The following is a 20869-nucleotide window of genomic DNA, read 5'->3' as shown; positions in this document are numbered from 1 at the left end:
AGGTTCGCGATCGAGCCCAAGCCCAACGAGCCGCGCGGCGACATCCTGCTGCCGACGGTCGGGCACGCGCTGGCGTTCATCGAACGGCTCGAACGCCCCGAGATGGTGGGCGTCAACCCCGAGGTCGGGCACGAGGAGATGGCGGGCCTCAACTACGCGCACGGCCTGGCGCAGGCGTTGTGGCAGGGCAAGCTCTTCCACATCGATCTGAACGGGCAGCACGGGCCGCGCTACGACCAGGATCTGCGGTTCGGCGCGGGTAACGCCCGCGGCGCGTTCTGGGTGGTCGACCTGATCGACGGCAGCGACTACGACGGGCCGGTCCACTTCGACTTCAAGCCGCCGCGTACCGAGGACGACGAGGGTGTCTGGGAGTCGGCGCGGGCCTGCATGACCAACTGGCTGATCCTGCGCGACAAGGTGCGGGCGTTCCGCGCCGATCCCGAGGTCGCCGAGGCGCTCGCCGCGGCCCGGGTGGAGGAGCTGGCGGTGCCGACCCTCGGCGAGGGTGAGGGCTGGCGCGACCTCCGCGGCTTCACCCCCGACATCGCCGCGCTCGCCGCCCGCGGGGGCGCGTTCGAACGGCTCGACCAGCTCGCGCTGGAACACCTGTACGGCGTGCGCTGAGGCGCGGCCGTCCCGCCTTTCCCGGAGGGCCCGGTCTTCGTCAAGGATCGGGCCTTTCGTGAAAGGCGTGGAAGGTCGTTCAGCCGCCGTGGCACCCGAAGTTAGCGTCCGAAGGGAGACGAGCAGGGGGCCACGACAGGAGGAGACGTGAGAATTCGGCGCACCGTCCCGTTCAGGCGCAGTGTCCCGTTCAGGCGCAGTGTCCCGTTCAGGCGCACCGTCCCGTTCATCGGAGCCGCCCTCGGCACCGCGGCCGTCGCGACGATGTTGTCCGCCGTGCCGGCGGAGGCGCACGGGGCCATGATGACCCCCGGGAGCCGCACCTACCTGTGCTGGAAGGACGGCCTGACTCCCACCGGCGAGATCAGGCCGACCAATCCCGCCTGCGCCGCCGCGGTGGCGCAGAGCGGGGCCAACTCGCTCTACAACTGGTTCGCGGTGTTGCGGTCGGACGGCGCGGGACGCACCCGCGGGTTCATCCCCGACGGGAAGTTGTGCAGCGCCGACGCCCGGGTCTACGACTTCGCCGGCTACGACCTGCCGCGCGACGACTGGCCGCTGACCCACCTGACCTCGGGCCGGGAGATCCAGGTCCGCTACAACAAGTGGGCGGCGCACCCCGGCACGTTCCGCTCGTACATCACCAGAGACGGCTGGAGCCCAACGCAGCCGCTGACCTGGGACGACCTGGAGGATCAGCCGTTCGACAGCGTCACCGACCCGCCGAGCGTCGGCTCGCCGGGCAGCGAGAGCGCCTACTACTACTGGAACGCGACGCTGCCCGCCGGCAAGAGCGGCAGGCACCTCATCTACTCGGTCTGGCAACGGTCCGACAGCGCGGAGACCTTCTACAACTGCTCCGACGTCGTCTTCGACGGCGGCAACGGCGAGGTGACCGGCGTCGGCGGCGGAACGACCCCGCCGCCCACCACGCCCCCGCCGACGCAGCCGGGAGCGGTGTGCCGTGCCGAGTACAAGGCCGTCAGCTCCTGGACCGGCGGCTACCAGGGCGAGGTGAAGGTGACCAACACCGGCACCGTCCCGCTCACCGCCTGGCGGACGCACTGGACGTTCGCCGGCGGCGAGACCATCGACAACCTCTGGAGCGGCACGCACACCCAGACCGGCGCGGACGTCGAGGTCAGGAACGCCGCCTGGAACGGGTCGCTGGCCGTGGGCGCCTCCACCACCTTCGGCTTCGTCGCAAGGTCCGCCGGCGCCGCGACCGCCCTCGACTCCCACTGCATGACGGGCTGACCGTCAGAAGCCGCCGAGCAGAGGCCGCCGATCAGGTGCCGTCGATCAGGCGGACGGCGATGTCGGGGCTGAACTGCCCGGCGGGGACGCCCGCGCCGATGCCGCAGTCGCCGTCGGAGTCGCCCGGCACCTTGATCCACAGTTCGTACTCGGCGTCGGTGCCGGCGCGCGGCGCGGTGCCGAGCCTGCGCCCCGCCGGGTTGCACCACTCGCCGTTGGAGCCGTTGCCGTTGCGGCTGGTGTCGACGACGTAGGTCCTGGTGTAGCCGAACCGGCTCGACAGCGCCGTGTTGACGTTCTCGGCGTACGCCACCGAGTCGGCGGTCGTGTGGTAGTTCGACACGTTCACCGAGAAGCCGCGCGCGTCGGCGATCCCGGCGGACTGGAGGCGCTGCGCCATCGTGTCCGCCGGGATCCAGGTGGCGTTGCCGCCGTCCAGGTACGTCCGGGCGTTCGGCGCGCTCGCCTTGAACCGCTGGATCGCGTGCTTCATCAGGTCGAGCCGGGTCTGCCGCTCGGCGTCGCCCGGCAGGCAGTCGAGCTGGGCGACCGCGTCCGGCTCGATCACCACGATCGCGCCGCGGTCGCCGACCGCGGCGGCGAACTGCGAGATCCAGGCGCGGTACGCCTCGGGGCTGCCGGCGCCGCCGCCGGAGTGGCTGCCGCAGTCGCGGCCGGGCACGTTGTAGGCGACGAGCACCGGCGTCCTCCCGGCGGCCTGGGCGGCGCCGACGTAGTCCGACACCGCGCCGTGGATGTCGCCGCTCCAATTGCCGAACCACCTGGCGATCGGCCGGTCCGCGATCGACTCCTTGATCCGCGCCGCGCGCGGGTCGCCGGCGTGGTCGCGCGCCCACACGGCGGGGTTGGAACCGGGGTCGGCGTACAGGTCGGGGAGTGCCTTCGGCTGGACGGCGGCGACCTGGGCGGCGGTGCGCTCGGGGGCCTGACCGGCGCAGGCGCCGGTGAGGGCGAGGGCCGCGGCGGCGGCGAGCGCGGCGAGCGGGCGGGCGGTGGAACGGAGGCGGGGGGCGACCACGGGGGCTCCTTGCCGGGAGATCGGATGCTGCCGGGAGATCGGACGGCCGGACGCCGAGAATAGCCTTCAAGATCACTTCGGGGGGTGCGTTCGCGCGGATCGTCCGGGGCGTAGGCTCCCGATATGTTCACTCCCGGCCGTGACCTCGGCGGACGCTACCGGCTGGTCGCACCCCTCGGAGCAGGGGGAATGGCGACCGTGTGGCGCGCCGACGACGTCGTGCTGGAACGCGCGGTCGCGGTCAAGACGCCGCGCGAGGGCTGGCCGGAGGAGTTCACGCGCCGCCTCAGCCTGGAGGCGAAGGCCGCCGCGCGGCTGTCCCACCCCCACATCACCGGCGTCTACGACTACGGCGAGGAGGACGGCGTCCCGTACGTGGTCATGGAGCTGCTCGACGGCGAGAGCCTGGCGGCCCGGCTGGCGGCGGGACGGCTGCCCTGGCCGGAGGCGGCGGGCATCGGCGCCCAGCTCGCGGACGCGCTGGCGGCGGCGCACACGTTCGGCGTGGTGCACCGCGACATCAAGCCCGCGAACGTCTTCCTGACGCCGACCGGCGTCAAGGTGCTGGACTTCGGCATCGCCTTCACCGCGTCGGCCGGGCCCGGCGGCCCGCTCCTCGGCACCCCCGCCTACCTCGCCCCCGAGCTCCGTGCGGGGATCGAGCCCGCGCCGAGCGCCGACGTCTACTCGTTCGGCGTGACCATGACCGAGGCGCTCGGCGACGGCGCCCCCGAAACGATGACCGATCTCCTCGCGCGCTGCCTGGCCGATGACCCCGCCGAACGTCCCACCGCGACCGAGCTGGGCGCCGGGCTCCGCGACGTCGCCGGCATCCCCGCGCCCGCCGTCCCCGGGAAGCGCGCCGATCCGCCGCCGTCTCCCCTCCCGCCCGTGCCGCCGGGCCACGAGACCAAGATCCTCGACGAGCCGCCGCCGGAGGAGGGCCAGAGCCAGAACCCGGAGCCGGTGCCGGAGTCTCCGGGGGAGCCGCGGCGGCTGCTGATCGGGGCCGCGGCCGGTCTCGCCGGCCTGGGGCTGCTCGCGCTGATCTTCGGTCTGCTCCAGCCGGACGACCCGCCGGGCACCGGGGCGGCGGCGAGCCCCCGCGCCTCGACTCCCGCCGCCGCGGGCACGTCCTGCGCGGTGACGTACGCGGTCACCGGGCAGTGGCCGGGCGGCTTCCAGGCCGAGGTGAAGATCACCAACTTGGGCACCGCGCCGATCGAGGGGTGGCGGCTCTCCTGGACGTTCCCGCGCGGTGAACGCATCACCCAGCTCTGGAACGGCGGCCAGGAGCAGCAGGGCGCCGAGGTCACGGTGACCGCCGCCGACTGGAACCGCAGCGTCCAGCCGAACGGCACCGCGCAGTTCGGCTTCCTGGGCGGCGTCGACGGGGACGGCGGTGACGGAGACGGCGGTGACGGAGACGGCGGTGACGGAGACGGCGGTGACGGAGACGGCGGTGACGAGGGCGGCGACCACGCGTCGCCCGAGCGCTTCACGCTGAACGGCACGGACTGCCGGGCCGGATAGGACGACCGGGTCCAGGGCTGGGCCGGGCGGCCGGGAGCCAAGGCGTGGGAGCGCTCCCGCGAATTGGCTCCGTCCTATTGTGCGTTGGATCACGCCCGGTCTACGATCCTGGCAATCGAAGCGATTCGACGCATCATGCCTGATGAACGCGGCGGCGGTGTCGAAGCGCTTCGACTCGGGGCCCACCGACCCACCCCCTGGAGGAACCCCAGATGTTCAGACGAGGCAAGGGCGCGGCCCTGATCGCGACGCTCGCCGCCGGCGCGCTGGCGTTGTCGGCCTGCGGCGGCGACGACGGCGACGGCGGCTCGGGCGGAGCCAAGGAACTGCGCCTCTGGCACTACGAGGCCCCCGACAGCGCGATGGGCGTCGCCTGGAACCAGGCGATCAAGGAGTTCGAGGCGGCCCACCCCGGCGTGAAGGTGAAGTTCGAGGAGAAGGGCTTCGAGCAGATCCAGAAGACGGCGCCGATGGTCCTGAACTCCAAGGACGCCCCCGACCTCCTCGAGTACAACAAGGGCAACGCGACCGCCGGGCTGCTGTCCAAGCAGGGCCTGCTGACCGACATCAGCTCCGAGGTCACCAAGCGCGGCTGGGACAAGCTGCTCAGCCCCAACGTGCAGGTGACGTCGAAGTACGACGCCAAGGGCACCATGGGCGGCGACAAGTGGTTCGGCGTCCCCAACTACGCCGAGTACCTGCTCGTCTACTACAACACCGACCTCTTCAAGAAGCACGGCGTCAAGGTGCCCACCACCTTCGCCGAGTTCACCGCCGCGCTCGACGCGTTCAAGGGCAAGGGCGTCACGCCGCTCACCAACGCCGGCGCCGAGTACATGGCGCACCAGTACCTCTACCAGCTCGCCCTCACCAAGGCCGACCGCCCGTGGGTGGACGGGTTCGAGCGCTACACCGCCAAGGCGAACTTCAAGGACCCGGCCTGGACGTACGGCGCGACCACGTTCGCCGACTGGGTGAGCAAGGGCTACATCGCCAAGAACTCCGTCGGCACCAAGGTCGAGGACGCCTTCCAGACGTTCGCCTCCGGCAAGACGCCGATCATGTTCTCGGGCAGCTGGTGGTTCGGCCGGGTCAAGTCCGACGCCAAGTTCGAGTGGGACGTCTCCACCTGGCCGGAGGCCAAGCTGACCCCCGGCTCCGGCGGCAACCTGTGGGTCGTGCCCAAGGGCTCCAAGAACAAGGACCTGGCGTACGACTTCATCGACATCACGATGAAGAAGGGCATCCAGAACGCGCTCGGCAACGCCGGCGGCATCCCGGTCGCGGCCGACACCTCGGCCATCACCGACGCCAAGACCAAGAAGCTCATCGACAACTTCGCCACCCTCGCCCAGAACGACGGGCTGGCCTTCTACTCCGACTGGCCGGTGACCGGGTTCTACGACAAGTGGGTGTCGGAGACGCAGAAGCTCATGAACGGCAGCGGCTCGCCCGACCAGGTCCTCGGCTCGTTGCAGCAGTTCTACGACGGCGGCCTGCCCAAGTGAGATCGCGCCTGCCCTACCTGCCGTACCTGCTGCCCGGTCTGCTGCTGTTCACCGGCGTCATCGGGATCCCGTTCCTGATGAACGTCTACACCAGCTTCACCGAGTGGCAGGGCGTCGGCACCCCCCGGTGGATCGGCCTGGACAACTACGCCGAGCTGCTGAAGGACGGCGAGTTCTGGGCCTCGTTCCGGCACAACGCCCTGGTCATCGTCGGCATGGCGATCGTGCCGACGATGATCGGGCTGGTGCTGGCGGCGGTGCTCACCGACGTCGTCCAGCGGCACTTCGGCGCGACCGTGGCCAGCGTGCTGCGCGCCTGCGTCTACCTGCCGCAGGTGCTGCCGATCGTCATCGGCGGCATCGTCTGGAGCTGGCTGCTCGGACCCGAGACCGGCGCGGTGAACGAGCTGCTCAAGGCCGTCGGGCTGGACGGGCTGGCGCACGACTGGCTCGGCGACCCCGCCACCGCGCTCTACAGCGTGCTGGTGGTCATGGTCTGGATCCAGATCGGCTTCCCGCTGGTGGTGTTCATGTCCGGCCTCCAGCGGGTCGAGCCGTCGTTGTACGAGGCGGCCGAGATCGACGGCGCCTCGTGGTTCCGCCGGTTCTGGCACGTGACGGTGCCGCAGATCCGGCCGGAGATCTTCGTGGTCCTCCTGTGGACGACGATCGCCGCGCTCAAGGTGTTCGGCCCGATCTACGTGCTGACCAAGGGCGGGCCGGGCGGCGCGACCAACGTTCCGTCGTACTACTCCTACACCAGCTTCTTCGACAAGACCGACGTCGGCTACGGCTCGGCGATCGCCACCGTGCTGACGCTCATCATCATCGCGCTCACCGTCGTGTTCCTGCGCGTGCAGGGCACCGACCCGGAGGAGGACCGGTGACCGCGACCCTCGCCGAGCCGGCGTCCGAACGCGCGAGCCGGTCCCGCCCGCCGCGGCGGCGGCGCCGCGGCCCGTCCGCCTACGCGGTCCTGGGCGGGCTGGCGGCGTTCGCCGGGATCATGCTGATCCCGTTCATCGTGGTCGTCTTCAACGCGTTCAAGACGCCGGAGGAGTACACCGCCGACGGCCCGCTCGCGCCGCCGGGCGGCATCAACCTGGACGGCATCACCGACTTCTGGGAACGCGTCGGCTTCGGCCAGGTGCTCCTCAACAGCGCCCTGATCAGCGGCTCGGTGGCGGTCCTGGCCGTGCTGCTGTCGCTGCTGAACGCCTACGCGCTCGGCATCGGCCGGGTGAAGGGCCGGATGTGGGTGCTGGCGGTGTTGCTGCTCGCCAACACGCTGCCGCAGGAGGCGCTGGTCTATCCGCTCTACTACCTGGCCAAACAGGTGAACCTGTACGACACCCGGATCGCCGTGATCATCGTTTTCACGGTCATCCAGAGCGCGTTCGGCACCTACCTGCTGGCGTCGGTGCTCGGCACGTTCCCGCGCCCGCTGCTGGAGGCGGCGCGGATCGACGGCGCCAACCGGTGGCAGATCCTGTGGCGGGTCGTCGTCCCGGTCGTGCGCCCGACCCTGTCGGTGCTGATGGTCTTCTTCTTCATCTGGACGTGGAACGAGTTCCTGATCCCGCTCGTCTTCCTCGTCTCCCAGGACAACCAGACGGTCTCGGTCGCCCTCGGCGTGCTCCAGGGCCAGCGGATGATGGACGCCACCATGTCGAGTGCCGCGTCCCTCCTCGGCCTCATCCCGACCGTCGTGTTCTTCCTGATCTTCCAGCGCACCCTTTCCCGCGGACTCACGGCAGGAGCCATCAAGTAGATGAAGTTCAGTGACGGCTACTGGATGATGCGCGAGGGCGTGCACGCCGTGTATCCGGCGGAGGCGTTCGACGTCGTTGCCGGCGCGGGCTCCCTCACCGTGTACGCGCCCGCCGCGCGCATCCACCATCGGGGCGACCTCCTCAAGGGGCCGGTCGTCACGCTCACCTACACCTCGCCGATGCCCGACGTCATCGGTGTCACGGTCACCCACTTCGCCGGGGAGCGGGCCAGGCGGCCCGACTTCGACCTGCTGGTCGCGCCCGACGCGGCGGCCGCCGAGGTCGAGGTCGGCGACGACGCGGCGACGCTGACGTCGGGGGAGCTGTCGGTCCGCGTCCGGCGCGGCGAGGAGTGGCGCGTGGACTTCCTGGCCGGCGGGCCGGACGGGCGGCGGCTCACCGGCGGCGGGCCCAGGGCGACGGCGGTGATCGACACCGACGACGGCTCCCACTACGTGCGCGAGCAGCTCGACCTCGGCGTCGACCACCACGTCTACGGGCTGGGCGAACGGTTCGGGCCGCTGGTCAAGAACGGCCAGGCCGTCGACATCTGGAACGCCGACGGCGGCACCAACAGCGAGCAGGCGTACAAGAACGTGCCGTTCTTCCTCACGGACGCGGGCTACGGGGTCTTCGTCGACCATCCGGGGCGCGTGTCGTTCGAGGTGGCCTCCGAGGTGGTGACGCGCACGCAGTTCAGCGTCGAGGGGCAGTCGCTGCGCTACTTCTTCATCTACGGGCCGACGCCCAAGGAGATCCTGCGCAAGTACACGGCGCTGACCGGGCGTCCGGCGCGGCTGCCGGAGTGGTCGTACGGGCTGTGGTTGTCGACCTCGTTCACCACCTCCTACGACGAGGAGACCGTCACCTCGTTCATCGAGGGGATGGCGCGGCGCGACCTGCCGCTCAGCGTGTTCCACTTCGACTGCTTCTGGATGCGCGAGTACAACTGGTGCGACTTCGAGTGGGACCCGCGGGTGTTCCCCGACCCGCCCGGGATGCTCCGCCGGCTCAAGGACCGCGGGCTGAGGATCTGCCTGTGGATCAATCCGTACATCGGGCAGCGGTCGCCGCTGTTCGCCGAGGGCGCGGCGCGCGGCTACCTGCTCAGGCGGCCGGACGGCGACGTCTGGCAGTGGGACAAGTGGCAGCCCGGCTGCGCGGTCGTCGACTTCACCAACCCCGAGGCGCGCGAGTGGTACGCGGCCAAGCTCGACGCGCTGCTCGACATGGGCGTGGACTGCTTCAAGACCGACTTCGGCGAGCGCATCCCGACCGACGTGGTCTTCTTCGACGGCTCCGACCCCGAGCGGGCGCACAACTACTACACCTACCTCTACAACCAGACGGTCTTCGAACTGCTGCGCAAGCGGCGGGGCGAGGCCGAGGCGGTGGTGTTCGCGCGGTCGGCGACGGCGGGCGCGCAGCGGTTCCCGGTGCACTGGGGCGGCGACTGCGAGTCGACGTTCGAGGCGATGGCCGAGAGCCTGCGCGGCGGGTTGTCGCTCGGCATGTCGGGATTCGGCTACTGGAGCCACGACGTGGGCGGCTTCGAGGGCACCCCGGACCCCGCCCTGTTCAAGCGCTGGGTCGCGTTCGGCATGCTCTCCTCGCACAGCCGCCTGCACGGCAGCCACTCCTACCGGGTGCCGTGGTTGTTCGACGAGGAGTCGGTCGACGTGCTGCGCACGTTCACCCGGCTCAAGCTGCGGCTGATGCCCTACCTGCTCGGCGCCGCGCGGCAGGCCCAGGAGGACGGCACGCCGATGATGCGCGCGATGGTCGTCGACTTCCCCGACGACCCCGCCTGCGCCTACCTGGAACGCCAGTACATGCTCGGCGACGACCTGCTCGTGGCGCCGGTCTTCGACCCGGACGGCGAGGTGTCCTACTACGTGCCCGAGGGCGTGTGGACGCACTACCTCACCGGCGAGCGCGTCACCGGCGGCCGGTGGGTGCGCGAACGGCACGGCTTCGACAGCGTGCCGCTGCTCGTCCGGCCCGGCGCGGTCGTCGCCGAGGGCGCGGTCGGCGACCGGCCCGACTACGCGCACACCGACGGCGTGACGTTGCGGGTGTACGAGCTCGCCGACGGCGCCGACGTCACCACCCAGATCTCCGCCGCGGACGGCACCACCCGAGGGGGGACGACCCCCCACGCTCCCCGGAGCGGCTCCGCCGCGTCGTTCGTCACCTCCCGTAGCGGCGCGGCGGTCAGGCTGACGGCCACGGGCACCGACGCCCCGTGGAACGTACTGCTGGTCGGTCGTCGCGAGGTCGCCTCGGTGACCGGCGGCACGGCGGAGGCGCACGAGCAGGGCGTCCTCGTCCGCGCCTCCGGCACCGAGGTCGTCGTGACCCTGGAGGAGGAGTGATGGGTTTCCCGGACGGATTCGTGTGGGGCGCGGCGACCGCCGCGTACCAGATCGAGGGGGCGGCGGCCGAGGACGGCCGCGCGCCCTCGATCTGGGACACCTTCAGCCACACCCCGGGCCGCGTCCTGAACGGCGACACCGGTGACGTGGCGTGCGACCACTACCACCGGCGCGCCGACGACGTGGCGGCGATGGCCGAGCTCGGGCTCGGCGCCTACCGCTTCTCGATCTCCTGGTCGCGGGTGCTGCCGGACGGCGAGTCGGGGCCGCTCAACCCGGCGGGCGTCGCCTTCTACTCGCGGCTGGTCGACGACCTGCTCGAACGGGGCATCGCGCCGGTCGCCACGCTCTACCACTGGGACCTGCCGCAACGGCTGGAGGACGCGGGCGGCTGGCCCGAACGCGACACCGCCCACCGGTTCGCCGAGTACGCCGAGCGCATCGGGCGCGAGCTGGGCGACCGGGTGCACACCTGGACGACGCTGAACGAGCCGTGGTGCTCGGCGTTCCTGGGGTACGGGTCGGGCGTGCACGCGCCGGGCCGCTCCGACCCGGCCGAAGCGCTCGCCGCCGCGCACCACCTCAACCTCGCGCACGGTCTCGCCGTGCGGGCACTGCGCGGCGTCGTCGCGCCGTCCGCGCTGCACTCGGTCACGCTCAACCTGCATCACCTGCGCGGCGACGAGGAGGCCGTGCGGCGCGTGGACGCGGTGGCCAACCGCGTCTTCCTCGGCCCGATGCTGGGCACGGGTTATCCCGCCGACCTGCGCGCCGACACCGCGCACCTCACCGACTGGTCGTTCGTGCGCGACGGCGACGAGGAGGTCTGCGCCGCGCCCATCGACGTGCTCGGCGTCAACTACTACCAGCCGAGCCTGGTCTCGCTCGACGCGGAACAGGCCGCGGAGCCCGGCGCCGACGGGCACGCGGTCGGCGCCGCCACCCCGTTCGTCGGCTGCGACGACATCGCGTTCCTGCCGCAGGAGGGCGAGCACACCGCGATGGGCTGGGTCGTCGACGCGTCGGGGCTGGACGAGCTGCTGCTGCGGCTGCACCGCGACCACCCCGGCGTACCGCTGATGATCACCGAGAACGGCGCCGCGTTCGACGACGTGGTGGACGCCGGCGACCGGGTCCGCGACGACCGGCGGATCGCCTACCTGCGCGACCACGTCGCGGCGGCCGAACGGGCCGTCGCGGCCGGCATCGACCTGCGCGGCTATTTCGCCTGGTCGCTGCTCGACAACTTCGAGTGGTCGTACGGCTTCGGCAAACGGTTCGGCCTCATCCACGTCGACTACCCGACGGGACTGCGGACGTGGAAGGACAGCGCGTTCTGGTATCGCGACCTGATCGCCGGCCGTGCTCGCTATCGTGACCCGGTCGAAACGCTTCACCAGGGGGCGGTCCATGGTCAAGATCACTGACGTGGCGCGGCACGCGGGCGTGTCGCCGAGCACCGTCTCCTACGTGCTGAGCGGCAAGCGGTCGATCTCGGAGGAGACGATCCGGCGGGTCCGCGAGAGCATCCGCGAGCTCGGCTACCGGCCGCACGCCGGCGCGCGGGCGCTGGCCAGCAGCCGGTCCAACGTGCTCGCCCTGGTGATCCCGCTGCGCACCGGCATCCACGTGCCGGTCGTGATGCGGTTCGCCGTGTCGGTGGTCACCAGCGCGCGGCGGCACGACCACGACGTCCTGCTGCTCACCCAGGAGGAGGGCGAGGAGGGCGTCCGCCGGGTCGCCGACAGCGCGCTGGTCGACGCGGTGATCGTCATGGACGTGCAGCTGCACGACGAGCGCCTGCCGATGCTCAGGGCGCTCGACCGGCCCGCGGTACTGATCGGCTTCCCGGACGACACCGCCGGGCTCACCTGCATCGACCTGGACTTCCGGGCGGCGGGCGAGGCCTGCGTCGACCATCTGGCCGCGCTCGGGCACCGCCGCGTCGGCCTGATCGGCTCGCCGCCCGAGGTCTACGAGCGGGGCACCGGGTACGCCGAGCGCACCGCCGAGGGTTTCCTGGCGGCGGCCGCGCGGCAGGGCGTCGCCGCGACCGTGCACCCGTGCGAGGCCACCGGCGAGGCCGCCCGCGAGCTGGTCAAGCGGCTGCTGGACGAACATCCCGACCTCACCGGGGTGGTCGTCCACAACGAGCCCATCGTGGAGCCGGTGGTCGCCGCGTTCCGGGCCGCCGGCCGGCGGGTGCCCGGAGACCTGTCGGTGGTGGCCATGTGCCCCGACGAGCAGGCCGAACACGCCGAACTGCAGCTCACCTCGGTCGCCATCCCGGCCGAGGAGGTCGGCCGCCGCGCGGTCGACCTCCTCATGGCCAAGCTCGACGGCGACGACGTCCCGCCCGCGACGCTCCTGCCGCCGCGGCTCACCGAACGGGCCAGTACGGCGCCCGCCTGAGGGAGAGGAAGGAGGCCACGGGCTCCGCCCGCCCGTTCATCGAAGCGCTTCGACAACTCAAGATCGACCTTTCAGAGGAGAACGTTGTGGCCCACCCCCCTCCACACGCCCGCCGTCTGATCCCCGTGCTGGCGGTCGCGCTCGCGGCCTCCCTGGCCGTCTCCACCGCGCCGCCCGTGCTGGCGCGGGACGTGCTTCCGTTCCAGAACCCGGCGTTGTCGCTCGACACCCGGGTCGACGACCTTCTCGGCCGGCTGACGCTCGACGAGAAGATCTCCCTCCTCCACCAGTACCAGCCGGCCGTTCCCCGGCTCGGCCTCAAGCGGTTCAAGACCGGCACCGAGGCGGTGCACGGCATCGCCTGGACCAGCCACGGCGACCAGCAGATCGTCGCCGACCGCGGCACCGTGTTCCCGCAGGCCGTCGGGCTCGCCAGCACCTGGGACCCCGAGCTGATCCGGCAGGTCGGCCGCACCACCGGCACCGAGGCCCGCGGTTACCACGCCACCAACGACGAGCGCATGGTCTGGGGCCTCAACCTCTGGGCGCCGGTCACCAACCTGCTGCGCGACCCGCGCTGGGGACGCAACGAGGAGGGCTACTCCGAGGACACCACCCTCACCGCGGCCATCGCCAACGCCTACGGCAAGGGCATGCAGGGCGACAACGCCAAATACCTGCTCACCGCGCCCACGCTCAAGCACTACCTCGGCAACAACAACGAGACCCTGCGTTCGACCACCGACGTGCAACTGCGGCAGCGGGTGCTGAACGAGTACGACCGCCTGGCGTTCAAGCCGATCCTCGCCGCCGACGGCGCGACCGGCGTCATGTCGGCCTACAACCTGGTGAACGGCCGGCCGAACGCGGTGAACCCGGACCTGAACGGGCTCGTCCGGTCGTGGACCGGGAAGGACCTGTTCAACGTCACCGACGCCGGGCTGCCCGACAGCCTCGCCGGCGCCGGCACCGACCCGCGCTGGAACCAGAACTACTATCCCGACTTCACCCAGGGCGACGCCGCGATCCTCAAGGCGGGCAACGACAGCTTCACCGCCAACAACCTGGACGCCTCGGTCACGGTCAACGCGATCAAGGACGCGCTGGCCAAGGGCCTGCTGAAGGTCTCCGACGTCGACGCCGCCGTCCGGCGCGCCCTGACGATCCGGGTGCGGCTCGGCGAGTTCGACCCCGGCGGCGGCCCGTACGGGAAGATCGACGACTCGGTGCTCAACACCGACGCGCACAAGCGGCTCAACCGGCGCACCGCCGCCGAGGCCATGGTGCTGCTCAAGAACGACCGGCAGGCCCTGCCGCTGGCCATGGCCGCCGCGAAGAAGGTCGCCGTCGTCGGCCCGCTCGCCGACGCCGTCTACACCGACTGGTACTCCGGCAGGTCGCCGTACAAGGTCACGCCCGTCGACGGCATCCGCGCCAAGCTCGGGTCCGGCGCGACGGTGACCGCCGAGCGCGGCGACGACCGGATCGCGCTCAAGGACGTCAAGAGCGGCAAGTACGTCACCGGCGGGACCGGCGACGCCGGCGCCGTCCTGGCGCTGGGCGACACCGCGCCCGCCGCCACCTCGCAGTTCGACGTCACCGACTGGGGCGACGGCATCGTGACGATGCGCAGCGCCGCCAACGGGAGGTACGTCGGCTGGAACTGGTCCGGCTTCGTCAACGACCAGGCCGAGCCGAACGGCTGGTTCGTCCAGCAGCAGTTCGCGCTGGAGCAGCAGCCCGACGGCAACGTCAAGCTACGGTACGCGGGCTACGAGACGCACGAGACGTGGTTCACCTCCGGCAACTACGTCAAGGTCGGCGACGACGGCAAGCTGACGCTCGGCACCAAGGACGACGCCGCCGTCTTCGCGCGGGAGACGCTGGTGAACGGCGCCGACGCGGTCGCCAAGGCCGTCCAGGGCGCCGACCAGGTCGTGGTGATGGCGGGCAGCAACCCGTCGGTGAACGGCCGCGAGAACTACGACCGCCCCTCCACGAACCTGCCCGCCGGGCAGCGCGCGCTCGTCCAGGCCGCGCTGAAGAACAACCCGAAGACGACCCTGGTGCTGGAGAACAGCTACCCGACCGCGATCACCTGGGAGCAGGAGAACGTCCCGGCGATCGTGTGGACCTCGCACGCCGGCGCCGAGACCGGCAACGCCCTCGCCGACGTGCTGTTCGGCGACGTCAACCCGTCCGGCCACCTCACCCAGACCTGGTACCGGTCCGACGCCGAACTGCCGGGCATTTTCGACTACGACATCATCAAGTCGAACCGCACCTACCTCTACTACCGCGGCAAGCCGCTCTACCCGTTCGGGCACGGCCTGTCGTACAGCTCGTTCCGCTACGGCCGGCCCCAGGTCAGCGGCGGCGGCGCGGGCGGCAAGATCACCGTCAGCGTGCCGGTCACCAACACCGGCAAGGCGGCCGGCGCCGACGTCGTCCAGCTGTACTCGCACCAGCGGGACTCGCGCGACAAGCAGCCGCTCAAGCAGCTGCGCGCGTTCCAGAAGGTGCGGCTGGCCGGCGGGCAGACCACGACCGTGCGGCTCACGTTCGCCACGTCCGACCTGGCCCACTGGGACGTGACGCGCGGCAGGGCGGTCGTCGAGTCGTCCGCCTACGACCTCATGGTCGGCGCCTCGGCGGGCGACATCAGGCAGCGCGCCTCGGTCCGGGTGGACGGCGAGCGCATCCCCGCCCGCGACCTGACCAGGGACACCCGCGCGGAGGCCTTCGACGACTACTCGGGCGTGAAGCTCGTCGACGAGTCCAAGGCCGACGGCACCGCGGTCGGCGGCGCGGCCGGCGCCTGGATCAAGTTCGCGGACGTGGACCTCGGCTCGCGGCCGGCCGGCGTCAAGGCGCGCGCGGCCAGGGCGGGCGCGGGCACGGCGACCGTCCAGGTCCGCCTCGGCTCGCCCGGCGGGCGGCTGCTCGGCACGCTGACCGTGCCGTCCACCGGCGACAAGTACGCCTACCAGGACGTCACGGCGGCCCTGGCGGCGGCGTCCGGACGCCAGGACGTCTACCTGGTCTTCGGCGGCGACGCCCGGATCAGCTCCTTCTCGTTCACGGGAGGACGCTGACATGCGGGCGCGACGAAGGGCACGAAGAAGGGCACGAAGAAGGGCACGGAGAACGCTCGCCCTCGTGGCCGCGCTCCTCGTGACGGCCACCGCGCTGTGGGCCCCGCCGTCCCAGGCCACCGCGGGAGGCACCACGAGCGGGACCGTGGCCGCGGGCAAGCAGGTCACCTACGACCGGCACTCGCTCATCGTCGACGGGCGGCGCGTGGTGCTCTGGACGGGGGAGTTCCACTACTTCCGGCTGCCCAGCCAGGAGTTGTGGCGCGACGTCCTGGAGAAGGTGAAGGCGGGCGGCTTCAACGGCGTCTCCCTCTACTTCCACTGGGGTTACCACTCGCCCGAGCGGGGCGTGTACGACTTCAGCGGCGTCCGCGACATCGACCGGCTGCTGCGGATGACCGAGGAGTACGGCCTGTACGTGGTCGCGCGCCCCGGCCCGTACATCAACGCCGAGACGACCGGCGGTGGCCTGCCCGCCTGGCTCAAGACCGTGCCCGGCCGGGCGCGCTCCAGCGACCCCGGCTACACCGCGGCCTACCGGGAGTGGCTCGACCGCGTGAACCCGATCATCGCCCGGCACCAGGTGACCCGGGGCGGCTCGGTCATCGCCTACAACGCCGAGAACGAGTACGCGGTCAACACCGACCGCGCGTACATGGCCGACATCTCGGCCCGCGCCCGCGCGGCGGGGATCGACGTCCCCATCACCCACAACCAGTGTTGCGACGCCGCCGACTGGACGACCGACTGGTCCACGGGACAGGGCGCGGTCGACATCCTCGGCGTGGACGACTACCCGCAGGCGTTCAACTGCCGCGACCCGCGGACGTGGGGCACCTGGGGGACCGGCATCACCGAGAGCAGGAGCAGGGAGGCCCCGGTCTACGCCGCCGAGTACCAGGCGGGCGCCATCGACCTCAACGACGCGGGCTACGAGGGCTGCCGGGAGCTGACCGGCCCCGACTTCATGAAGGTCTACTACAAGTCCAACCTCATCGGCAGCGGCGCCACCATGTTCGGCTACTACATGGCGTACGGCGGGACGTCCTGGGGCTGGCTGCCACAGCCCAACGACGTCTACACCTCCTACGACTACGGCGCCGCGATCACCGAGAACCGGCAGCTCACCACCAAGTACGACGAGTTCAAGCGGCAGGGGCTCTTCGTCACCACCGTCGCGCCGCTGGCCAGGACGGACCCGGCGGCGGCGCCCGCGTCCAGCAGCACGGCCGTGCACACCGAGGCCCGCGCCAACCCCGACACGGGCACGCAGTTCGTCCTGGTCCGGCACGCCGACCGCACCACCGACGCCGACGAGTCCGCCACCCTCACCTGGGCGGCGCCCGACGGCTCGTACACCGTGCCCGTCCGGGTCAAGGGCCGCGACGCCCGCGTCCTGCTCGCCGGGTACGACCTGGGCGGGCAGCGGCTCGCCGTCACCACCTCCGAGCTGCTCACCCACACGGTGTCGGGCGGCACGCTGTCGGGCGGCACGCTGTCAGGAGGCAGCACGTCAGGAGGCAGCACGTCAGGAGGCAGCACGTCGGGCGGCAGCACGTCGGGAGGCACGGTGTCGGGCCGGCAGGACGTCGCCGTGCTGTACGGCAAGGAGGGCACGCCGGGCACGACCGTGCTGCGGTACGGCTCGCGGCCGACGGTGAAGGTGCTGTCCGGCTCGGTGCGGACCTCGTACGAGAACGGGAACCTCACGCTCGGCTACACGCACCGGGGCCTGGCCCGGGTGCTCGTCAGCGGCGGCGGCAGGCGTCCGGCGCTGCTCCTGCTGGGCACCGACGAGGAGGCCGCGAAGTTCTGGCGCGCGGACGGCACCCTCGTGCGCGGCACGTCCCTCGTCCGGTCGGCGAAGGAGCACGGGAGCACGCTCCACGTGCGCGCCGACGTGGCCGCGGCGGGCGACGTCGAGGCCTTCACCGCGGCCCGCGGCCTCACGGTCAACGGCGCCCGCGTGGACGCGCGCCGCACCGCGAGCGGCTCGCTGCTCGGCCGCGCGGCGGGCCCCGTGCCCGTCCGCCTGCCCGAGCTGACCGGGTGGCGGAGCGCGGACGGCGCGCCCGAGGCCCGGCCGGACTTCGACGACTCCCACTGGACCGTCGCCGACAAGACGACCACGGTCAGCCCGATCAAGCCCAGGACCTTGCCCGTCCTCTACTCCGACGAGTACGGCGCCCATCACGGCCACGTCTGGTATCGCGGGCGGTTCACCGCCGGCGGGCGGGAGACGACCGTCGACCTCAACGCGATCACCGGACGGAAGGGGATCTACCAGGTCTGGCTCAACGGCCGGTACCTGGGCTCGGCCGCCGGAGGCGTCCAGGCCGACGCCGGCGACGCGTCCACCCCGCCCAACCCCGATCCCGGACCCGGGCACTTCACCGTCCCGGCCGGGCTGCTCGAGGCGGGCGAGCCCGCGGTCCTGTCGGTCCTGGTCGGCAACATGGGCCACAACGACGACTGGACCGCCGAGGACGTGCGCCAGAAACAGCCGCGCGGCCTCGTCGGCGCCTCGATCGCCGGCGCGACCTCGCCGCTCACCTGGCGGATCAAGGGCGCTCCGGCGTCCGACCCCGAGCGCGGGCCGCTCAACAACGGCGGCCTGACCGGCGAACGCGGCCCGCGCCCGGCGTCGCCCGCCACGCCCGGCCCCGGCGTCACCTGGCGGCGGACCACATTCGACCTCGACCTGCCCAAGGGCCACGACGTCCCCCTGACCCTGCGCCTGGGCAAGGGGAGCGGCACCTACCGCGTCCTGCTCTTCCTGAACGGCTGGAACGTGGGCCAGTACCCCTCCACCGGCCCGCAGCAGGACTTCGCCCTCCCGGCCGGGGTCCTGAACGAGCACGGCCGCAACACCCTGTCCCTCGCCGTCATCAGCGAGACCGACGCCGCCCCCGGCGCGGTCACCCTCGTCCCCGTCGCCAACCACCGAGGCGGTGCACGATGAACGTCGACCGCAGAACGTTCCTGGGAGCTGCCACCGCGTCGCTGCCCCTCCTCGCCCCGCCGCCCGACCAGACGTTGTGGACCGCCGCCACCACCGGACCCGAGGTCGTCACCCTCGACCTCGGCCGCGTCTTCCCGGGCGTCGACGTCCTCACCTACCTGCCGCGCCAGGACACGGCCGTCGACTACGTCCTGGAGGACTTCACCACCACGGGCGACATCACGTCCTACCGGATCTCGACGAGCCTGGACGGCACCCGCTACCGCGAGGTCGCCCGGGCTTCGTGGCCGCCGACCACACCCTCGAACAGCGGCGGTTCCGCCCGGCGCCCGCCCGCTACGTACGATTGGAGGCACTCGCGGCCCACGGAGGCCCGGCCGTCGCCAGCGAGATCGGCTGCGGCCGGCTCCAGAACGGAACCCTCCTAGAAACGGCCTGAGATCGTCCGGTCCGGCGCCCGCACCACGAAGGTGTCCTGGTGGGCGTCGTGCACGGCGCCCCGGGTGTACTGCACCGCCACGGTGTAGACGCCGGGCCGGACGGTCCGCCCGTTCCGCAGCCGCCACCGGTAGACCAGCACGGGCCCGGAGGTCTCCGCCGTCGCCTCGAAGTCGTCGTTCGGGAACGACAACCACGCGCCCGCCGGGGTGACCTTCTCGGTCCGCCGGACCCGGATCGTCACCTCCAGCCGGGTGATCGGACGCCGGATCCCGAGCGTCACGTTGTTCTGCGCCCAGTGCGCCGAGCTGCGCGGATCGACGGCCGCCTCGGCCGTCACCGTGCCCTGCCCGGCGGCGGGCGGGGTGCTCCGCCCGGTCTCGGGCTCGGTGCTGGGTCCGGTGCCGGTCGTGGTGCCGGGCGCGGTGCCGGGCGCGGTGGCCGAGCGCGTCGTGGCGGCCGACGGCGCCGCCGTGTCGGGCGTGGTGGCCGGAGGAGCGGCCGTCGGCCCGGGCAGGGACGCCGGGGGAGTGGCCGCGGGGGTGCTCGGCTCGTCGCCGCCGTGGAAGGCGAACACGAACCCCGCCACGATCGCGGCGGCCGTGGCCATCACCGCGCCCGCCATCCGCACGCCGGCCCGCTGGTCCCGCACGGGCGGCGGCGGCCCGGCCATGGCGGCCTCCACCCGTTCCCACATGCGCGCCGAGTCGGGCTCGCGCCGTTCGGCCTCGTCGTGGAGGAGGTCGCGCCATCGGTCGAACGCCTCGTCCCTCACGCTTCCTCCCTCCTCGCCAGCAGCCGTTCCAGCTCGGCGACGCCGCGCGCGGTCTGGCTCTTCACGGTCCCGACGGTGACGCCGAGGATCTGCGCGGTCTCCCGTTCGGACAGGTCGAACGCCAGCCGCAACACCACGCACGCCCGCTTGCGCTCGGGCAGCCGCTGCAACGCCGCGTGCACGTCCGCCACCGCCGACACGTCCGGCCCGTACGTCCGGTCGTCCATCCCGGCGCCGATGAGCGTCAGCCTGTCGCGTTCCCTGACCAGGGTGCGGATCCGGCTGCCCGCCAGGTTGACCACGATCCGCCGCACGTACGCCGGAGGATGGTCGGCGCGCCGCACCCGGTCCCACCGGTGCCACGCCGCGGCCAGCGCGTCGGCCGCCAGGTCGTCCGCCGCGTCGGCGTCGCCGAGCAGCAGGTACGCCAGGCGCGCCAGCTCACGATGATGCCGCGTGAAGAACGCGTGGAACTCGGCACGCGCGGTGTCGTCCGCCGACCTCAATGGGAGCGCTCCCTCTCGTCCGTCGCCCCATTCTGGGCCCGATCGCTCCGCGGGGCGAGAACGGCTGGGTCACGGTCGGGGGAGGGCCTGGGAGGAGGAGATCTGGCGCTGGTGTCGGCCGGCCCGGCGCGGGGCCGGCCAGTACAGCTAGCGGGCGGGCGGGGGGACGAGGGACCGGCCGTTCATGAAGGCCGTCGTGCCGACGGGCAGCGCGACGACGGCCTCGAACGGTTCGTCGTGCGGGTTGGCCAGGCCGAACTCGGCTCCGGCGGGCACGATGATCGCGTCGCCGGCGGCCACCGGATGCTCCTCGCCGTCGAGCACGGCGACGGCCCTGCCCGTGATCGCGACCAGGACCTCCTCGTGGTCGAACGAGTGCAGAGCGGGCTCGGCACCGGGGTGCACCCGGGTCTTCCAGACGCAGGTCTCCTCGGAGCCGCGGCTCGGCGAGGCCAGTCCGGTGAACGTGGCGTGCGGCATGTCGAAGGTCGGGGCGGAGGATGCTTGGATGATCGGCACGGATATCTCCTTATCGAAGTTGTACAAATAGAGTTGTACAACTTAAGTTGA

The 20869-nt window shown here is 71.9% G+C and carries 15 protein-coding genes and 1 pseudogene; 12 read left to right on the top strand and 4 right to left on the bottom strand.

Annotated features, from left to right (window positions below; genetic code table 11):
* Positions 1-627: pseudogene (locus ABZ810_RS18735) on the top strand (xylose isomerase); the annotation flags it as partial.
* Positions 628-774: 147 nt separating this feature from the next.
* Complete coding sequence (locus ABZ810_RS18730) at positions 775-1884, top strand: lytic polysaccharide monooxygenase (RefSeq protein WP_358404381.1); 1110 nt, start codon at positions 775-777, stop codon at positions 1882-1884.
* Between the two features lie 31 nt (positions 1885-1915).
* Here ABZ810_RS18730 and ABZ810_RS18725 read toward each other — a convergent pair whose 3' ends face one another.
* Positions 1916-2923 carry a glycoside hydrolase family 6 protein gene (locus ABZ810_RS18725; protein WP_358404379.1) on the bottom strand — a complete coding sequence of 336 codons (1008 nt, stop codon included), beginning with the start codon at positions 2921-2923 and terminating at the stop codon, positions 1916-1918.
* A gap of 123 nt (positions 2924-3046) precedes the next feature.
* On the opposite strand from ABZ810_RS18725, the gene ABZ810_RS18720 reads away from it, so the two are divergent.
* The 10 genes from ABZ810_RS18720 to ABZ810_RS18675 all read left to right on the top strand — a co-directional run bounded on the left by ABZ810_RS18720 (position 3047) and on the right by ABZ810_RS18675 (position 19008).
* Positions 3047-4456: a cellulose binding domain-containing protein gene (locus ABZ810_RS18720; protein ID WP_358404377.1), complete on the top strand. Its 1410-nt coding sequence runs from the start codon at positions 3047-3049 to the stop codon at positions 4454-4456.
* A 212-nt stretch (positions 4457-4668) separates the two neighbouring features.
* The gene (locus ABZ810_RS18715) at positions 4669-5964 is read left to right on the top strand and encodes an extracellular solute-binding protein (protein ID WP_358404375.1); all 1296 of its coding nucleotides are present in this window, start codon (positions 4669-4671) and stop codon (positions 5962-5964) included.
* A complete protein-coding gene (locus ABZ810_RS18710; RefSeq protein WP_358404372.1) occupies positions 5961-6851 on the top strand; it encodes a sugar ABC transporter permease in 891 nt (296 codons plus the stop codon). Before ABZ810_RS18715 ends, ABZ810_RS18710 begins: the two co-directional genes overlap by 4 nt.
* The gene (locus tag ABZ810_RS18705) at positions 6848-7735 is read left to right on the top strand and encodes a carbohydrate ABC transporter permease (RefSeq protein ID WP_358404369.1); all 888 of its coding nucleotides are present in this window, start codon (positions 6848-6850) and stop codon (positions 7733-7735) included. Before ABZ810_RS18710 ends, ABZ810_RS18705 begins: the two co-directional genes overlap by 4 nt.
* Complete coding sequence (gene yicI / locus ABZ810_RS18700) at positions 7736-10111, top strand: alpha-xylosidase (protein ID WP_358404368.1); 2376 nt, start codon at positions 7736-7738, stop codon at positions 10109-10111.
* Positions 10111-11538 (top strand): family 1 glycosylhydrolase, encoded by a 1428-nt coding sequence (locus ABZ810_RS18695; RefSeq protein ID WP_358404366.1) that lies wholly within the window; start codon positions 10111-10113, stop codon positions 11536-11538. The genes yicI and ABZ810_RS18695 overlap by 1 nt, the downstream gene beginning before the upstream one ends.
* A complete protein-coding gene (locus tag ABZ810_RS18690) occupies positions 11522-12523 on the top strand; it encodes a LacI family DNA-binding transcriptional regulator (RefSeq protein ID WP_358404364.1) in 1002 nt (333 codons plus the stop codon). The genes ABZ810_RS18695 and ABZ810_RS18690 overlap by 17 nt, the downstream gene beginning before the upstream one ends.
* Positions 12524-12609: 86 nt before the next feature.
* Positions 12610-15618, top strand: coding sequence for a glycoside hydrolase family 3 C-terminal domain-containing protein (locus ABZ810_RS18685; RefSeq protein ID WP_358404362.1), 3009 nt, complete (start codon positions 12610-12612; stop codon positions 15616-15618).
* A 64-nt stretch (positions 15619-15682) separates the two neighbouring features.
* On the top strand, positions 15683-18580 hold the full coding sequence (locus tag ABZ810_RS18680) for a beta-galactosidase (RefSeq protein ID WP_358404361.1): 2898 nt from the start codon (positions 15683-15685) through the stop codon (positions 18578-18580).
* Entirely contained in the window at positions 18577-19008 is a 432-nt protein-coding gene (locus ABZ810_RS18675) for a discoidin domain-containing protein (RefSeq protein WP_358404360.1), read from the top strand. The genes ABZ810_RS18680 and ABZ810_RS18675 overlap by 4 nt, the downstream gene beginning before the upstream one ends.
* On the opposite strand, the gene ABZ810_RS18670 is transcribed toward ABZ810_RS18675, so the two are convergent.
* The 3 genes from ABZ810_RS18670 to ABZ810_RS18660 form a co-directional block, all read right to left on the bottom strand.
* A complete protein-coding gene (locus tag ABZ810_RS18670; RefSeq protein WP_358404358.1) occupies positions 19005-19793 on the bottom strand; it encodes a hypothetical protein in 789 nt (262 codons plus the stop codon). The two genes, ABZ810_RS18675 and ABZ810_RS18670, sit on opposite strands and share 4 nt — an antisense overlap.
* Positions 19790-20299: a SigE family RNA polymerase sigma factor gene (locus tag ABZ810_RS18665; RefSeq protein WP_358404356.1), complete on the bottom strand. Its 510-nt coding sequence runs from the start codon at positions 20297-20299 to the stop codon at positions 19790-19792. Before ABZ810_RS18665 ends, ABZ810_RS18670 begins: the two co-directional genes overlap by 4 nt.
* A gap of 147 nt (positions 20300-20446) precedes the next feature.
* Positions 20447-20818 carry a cupin domain-containing protein gene (locus ABZ810_RS18660; RefSeq protein ID WP_358404354.1) on the bottom strand — a complete coding sequence of 124 codons (372 nt, stop codon included), beginning with the start codon at positions 20816-20818 and terminating at the stop codon, positions 20447-20449.
* Positions 20819-20869: the final 51 nt, after the last annotated feature.

The sequence above is a fragment of the Spirillospora sp. NPDC047279 genome (genome assembly GCF_040643285.1).
GTDB lineage: Bacteria > Actinomycetota > Actinomycetes > Streptosporangiales > Streptosporangiaceae > Spirillospora.
The sequence above is the reverse complement of the archived record's forward strand: the minus strand, read 5'-3'. Positions and strand labels throughout refer to the sequence as shown.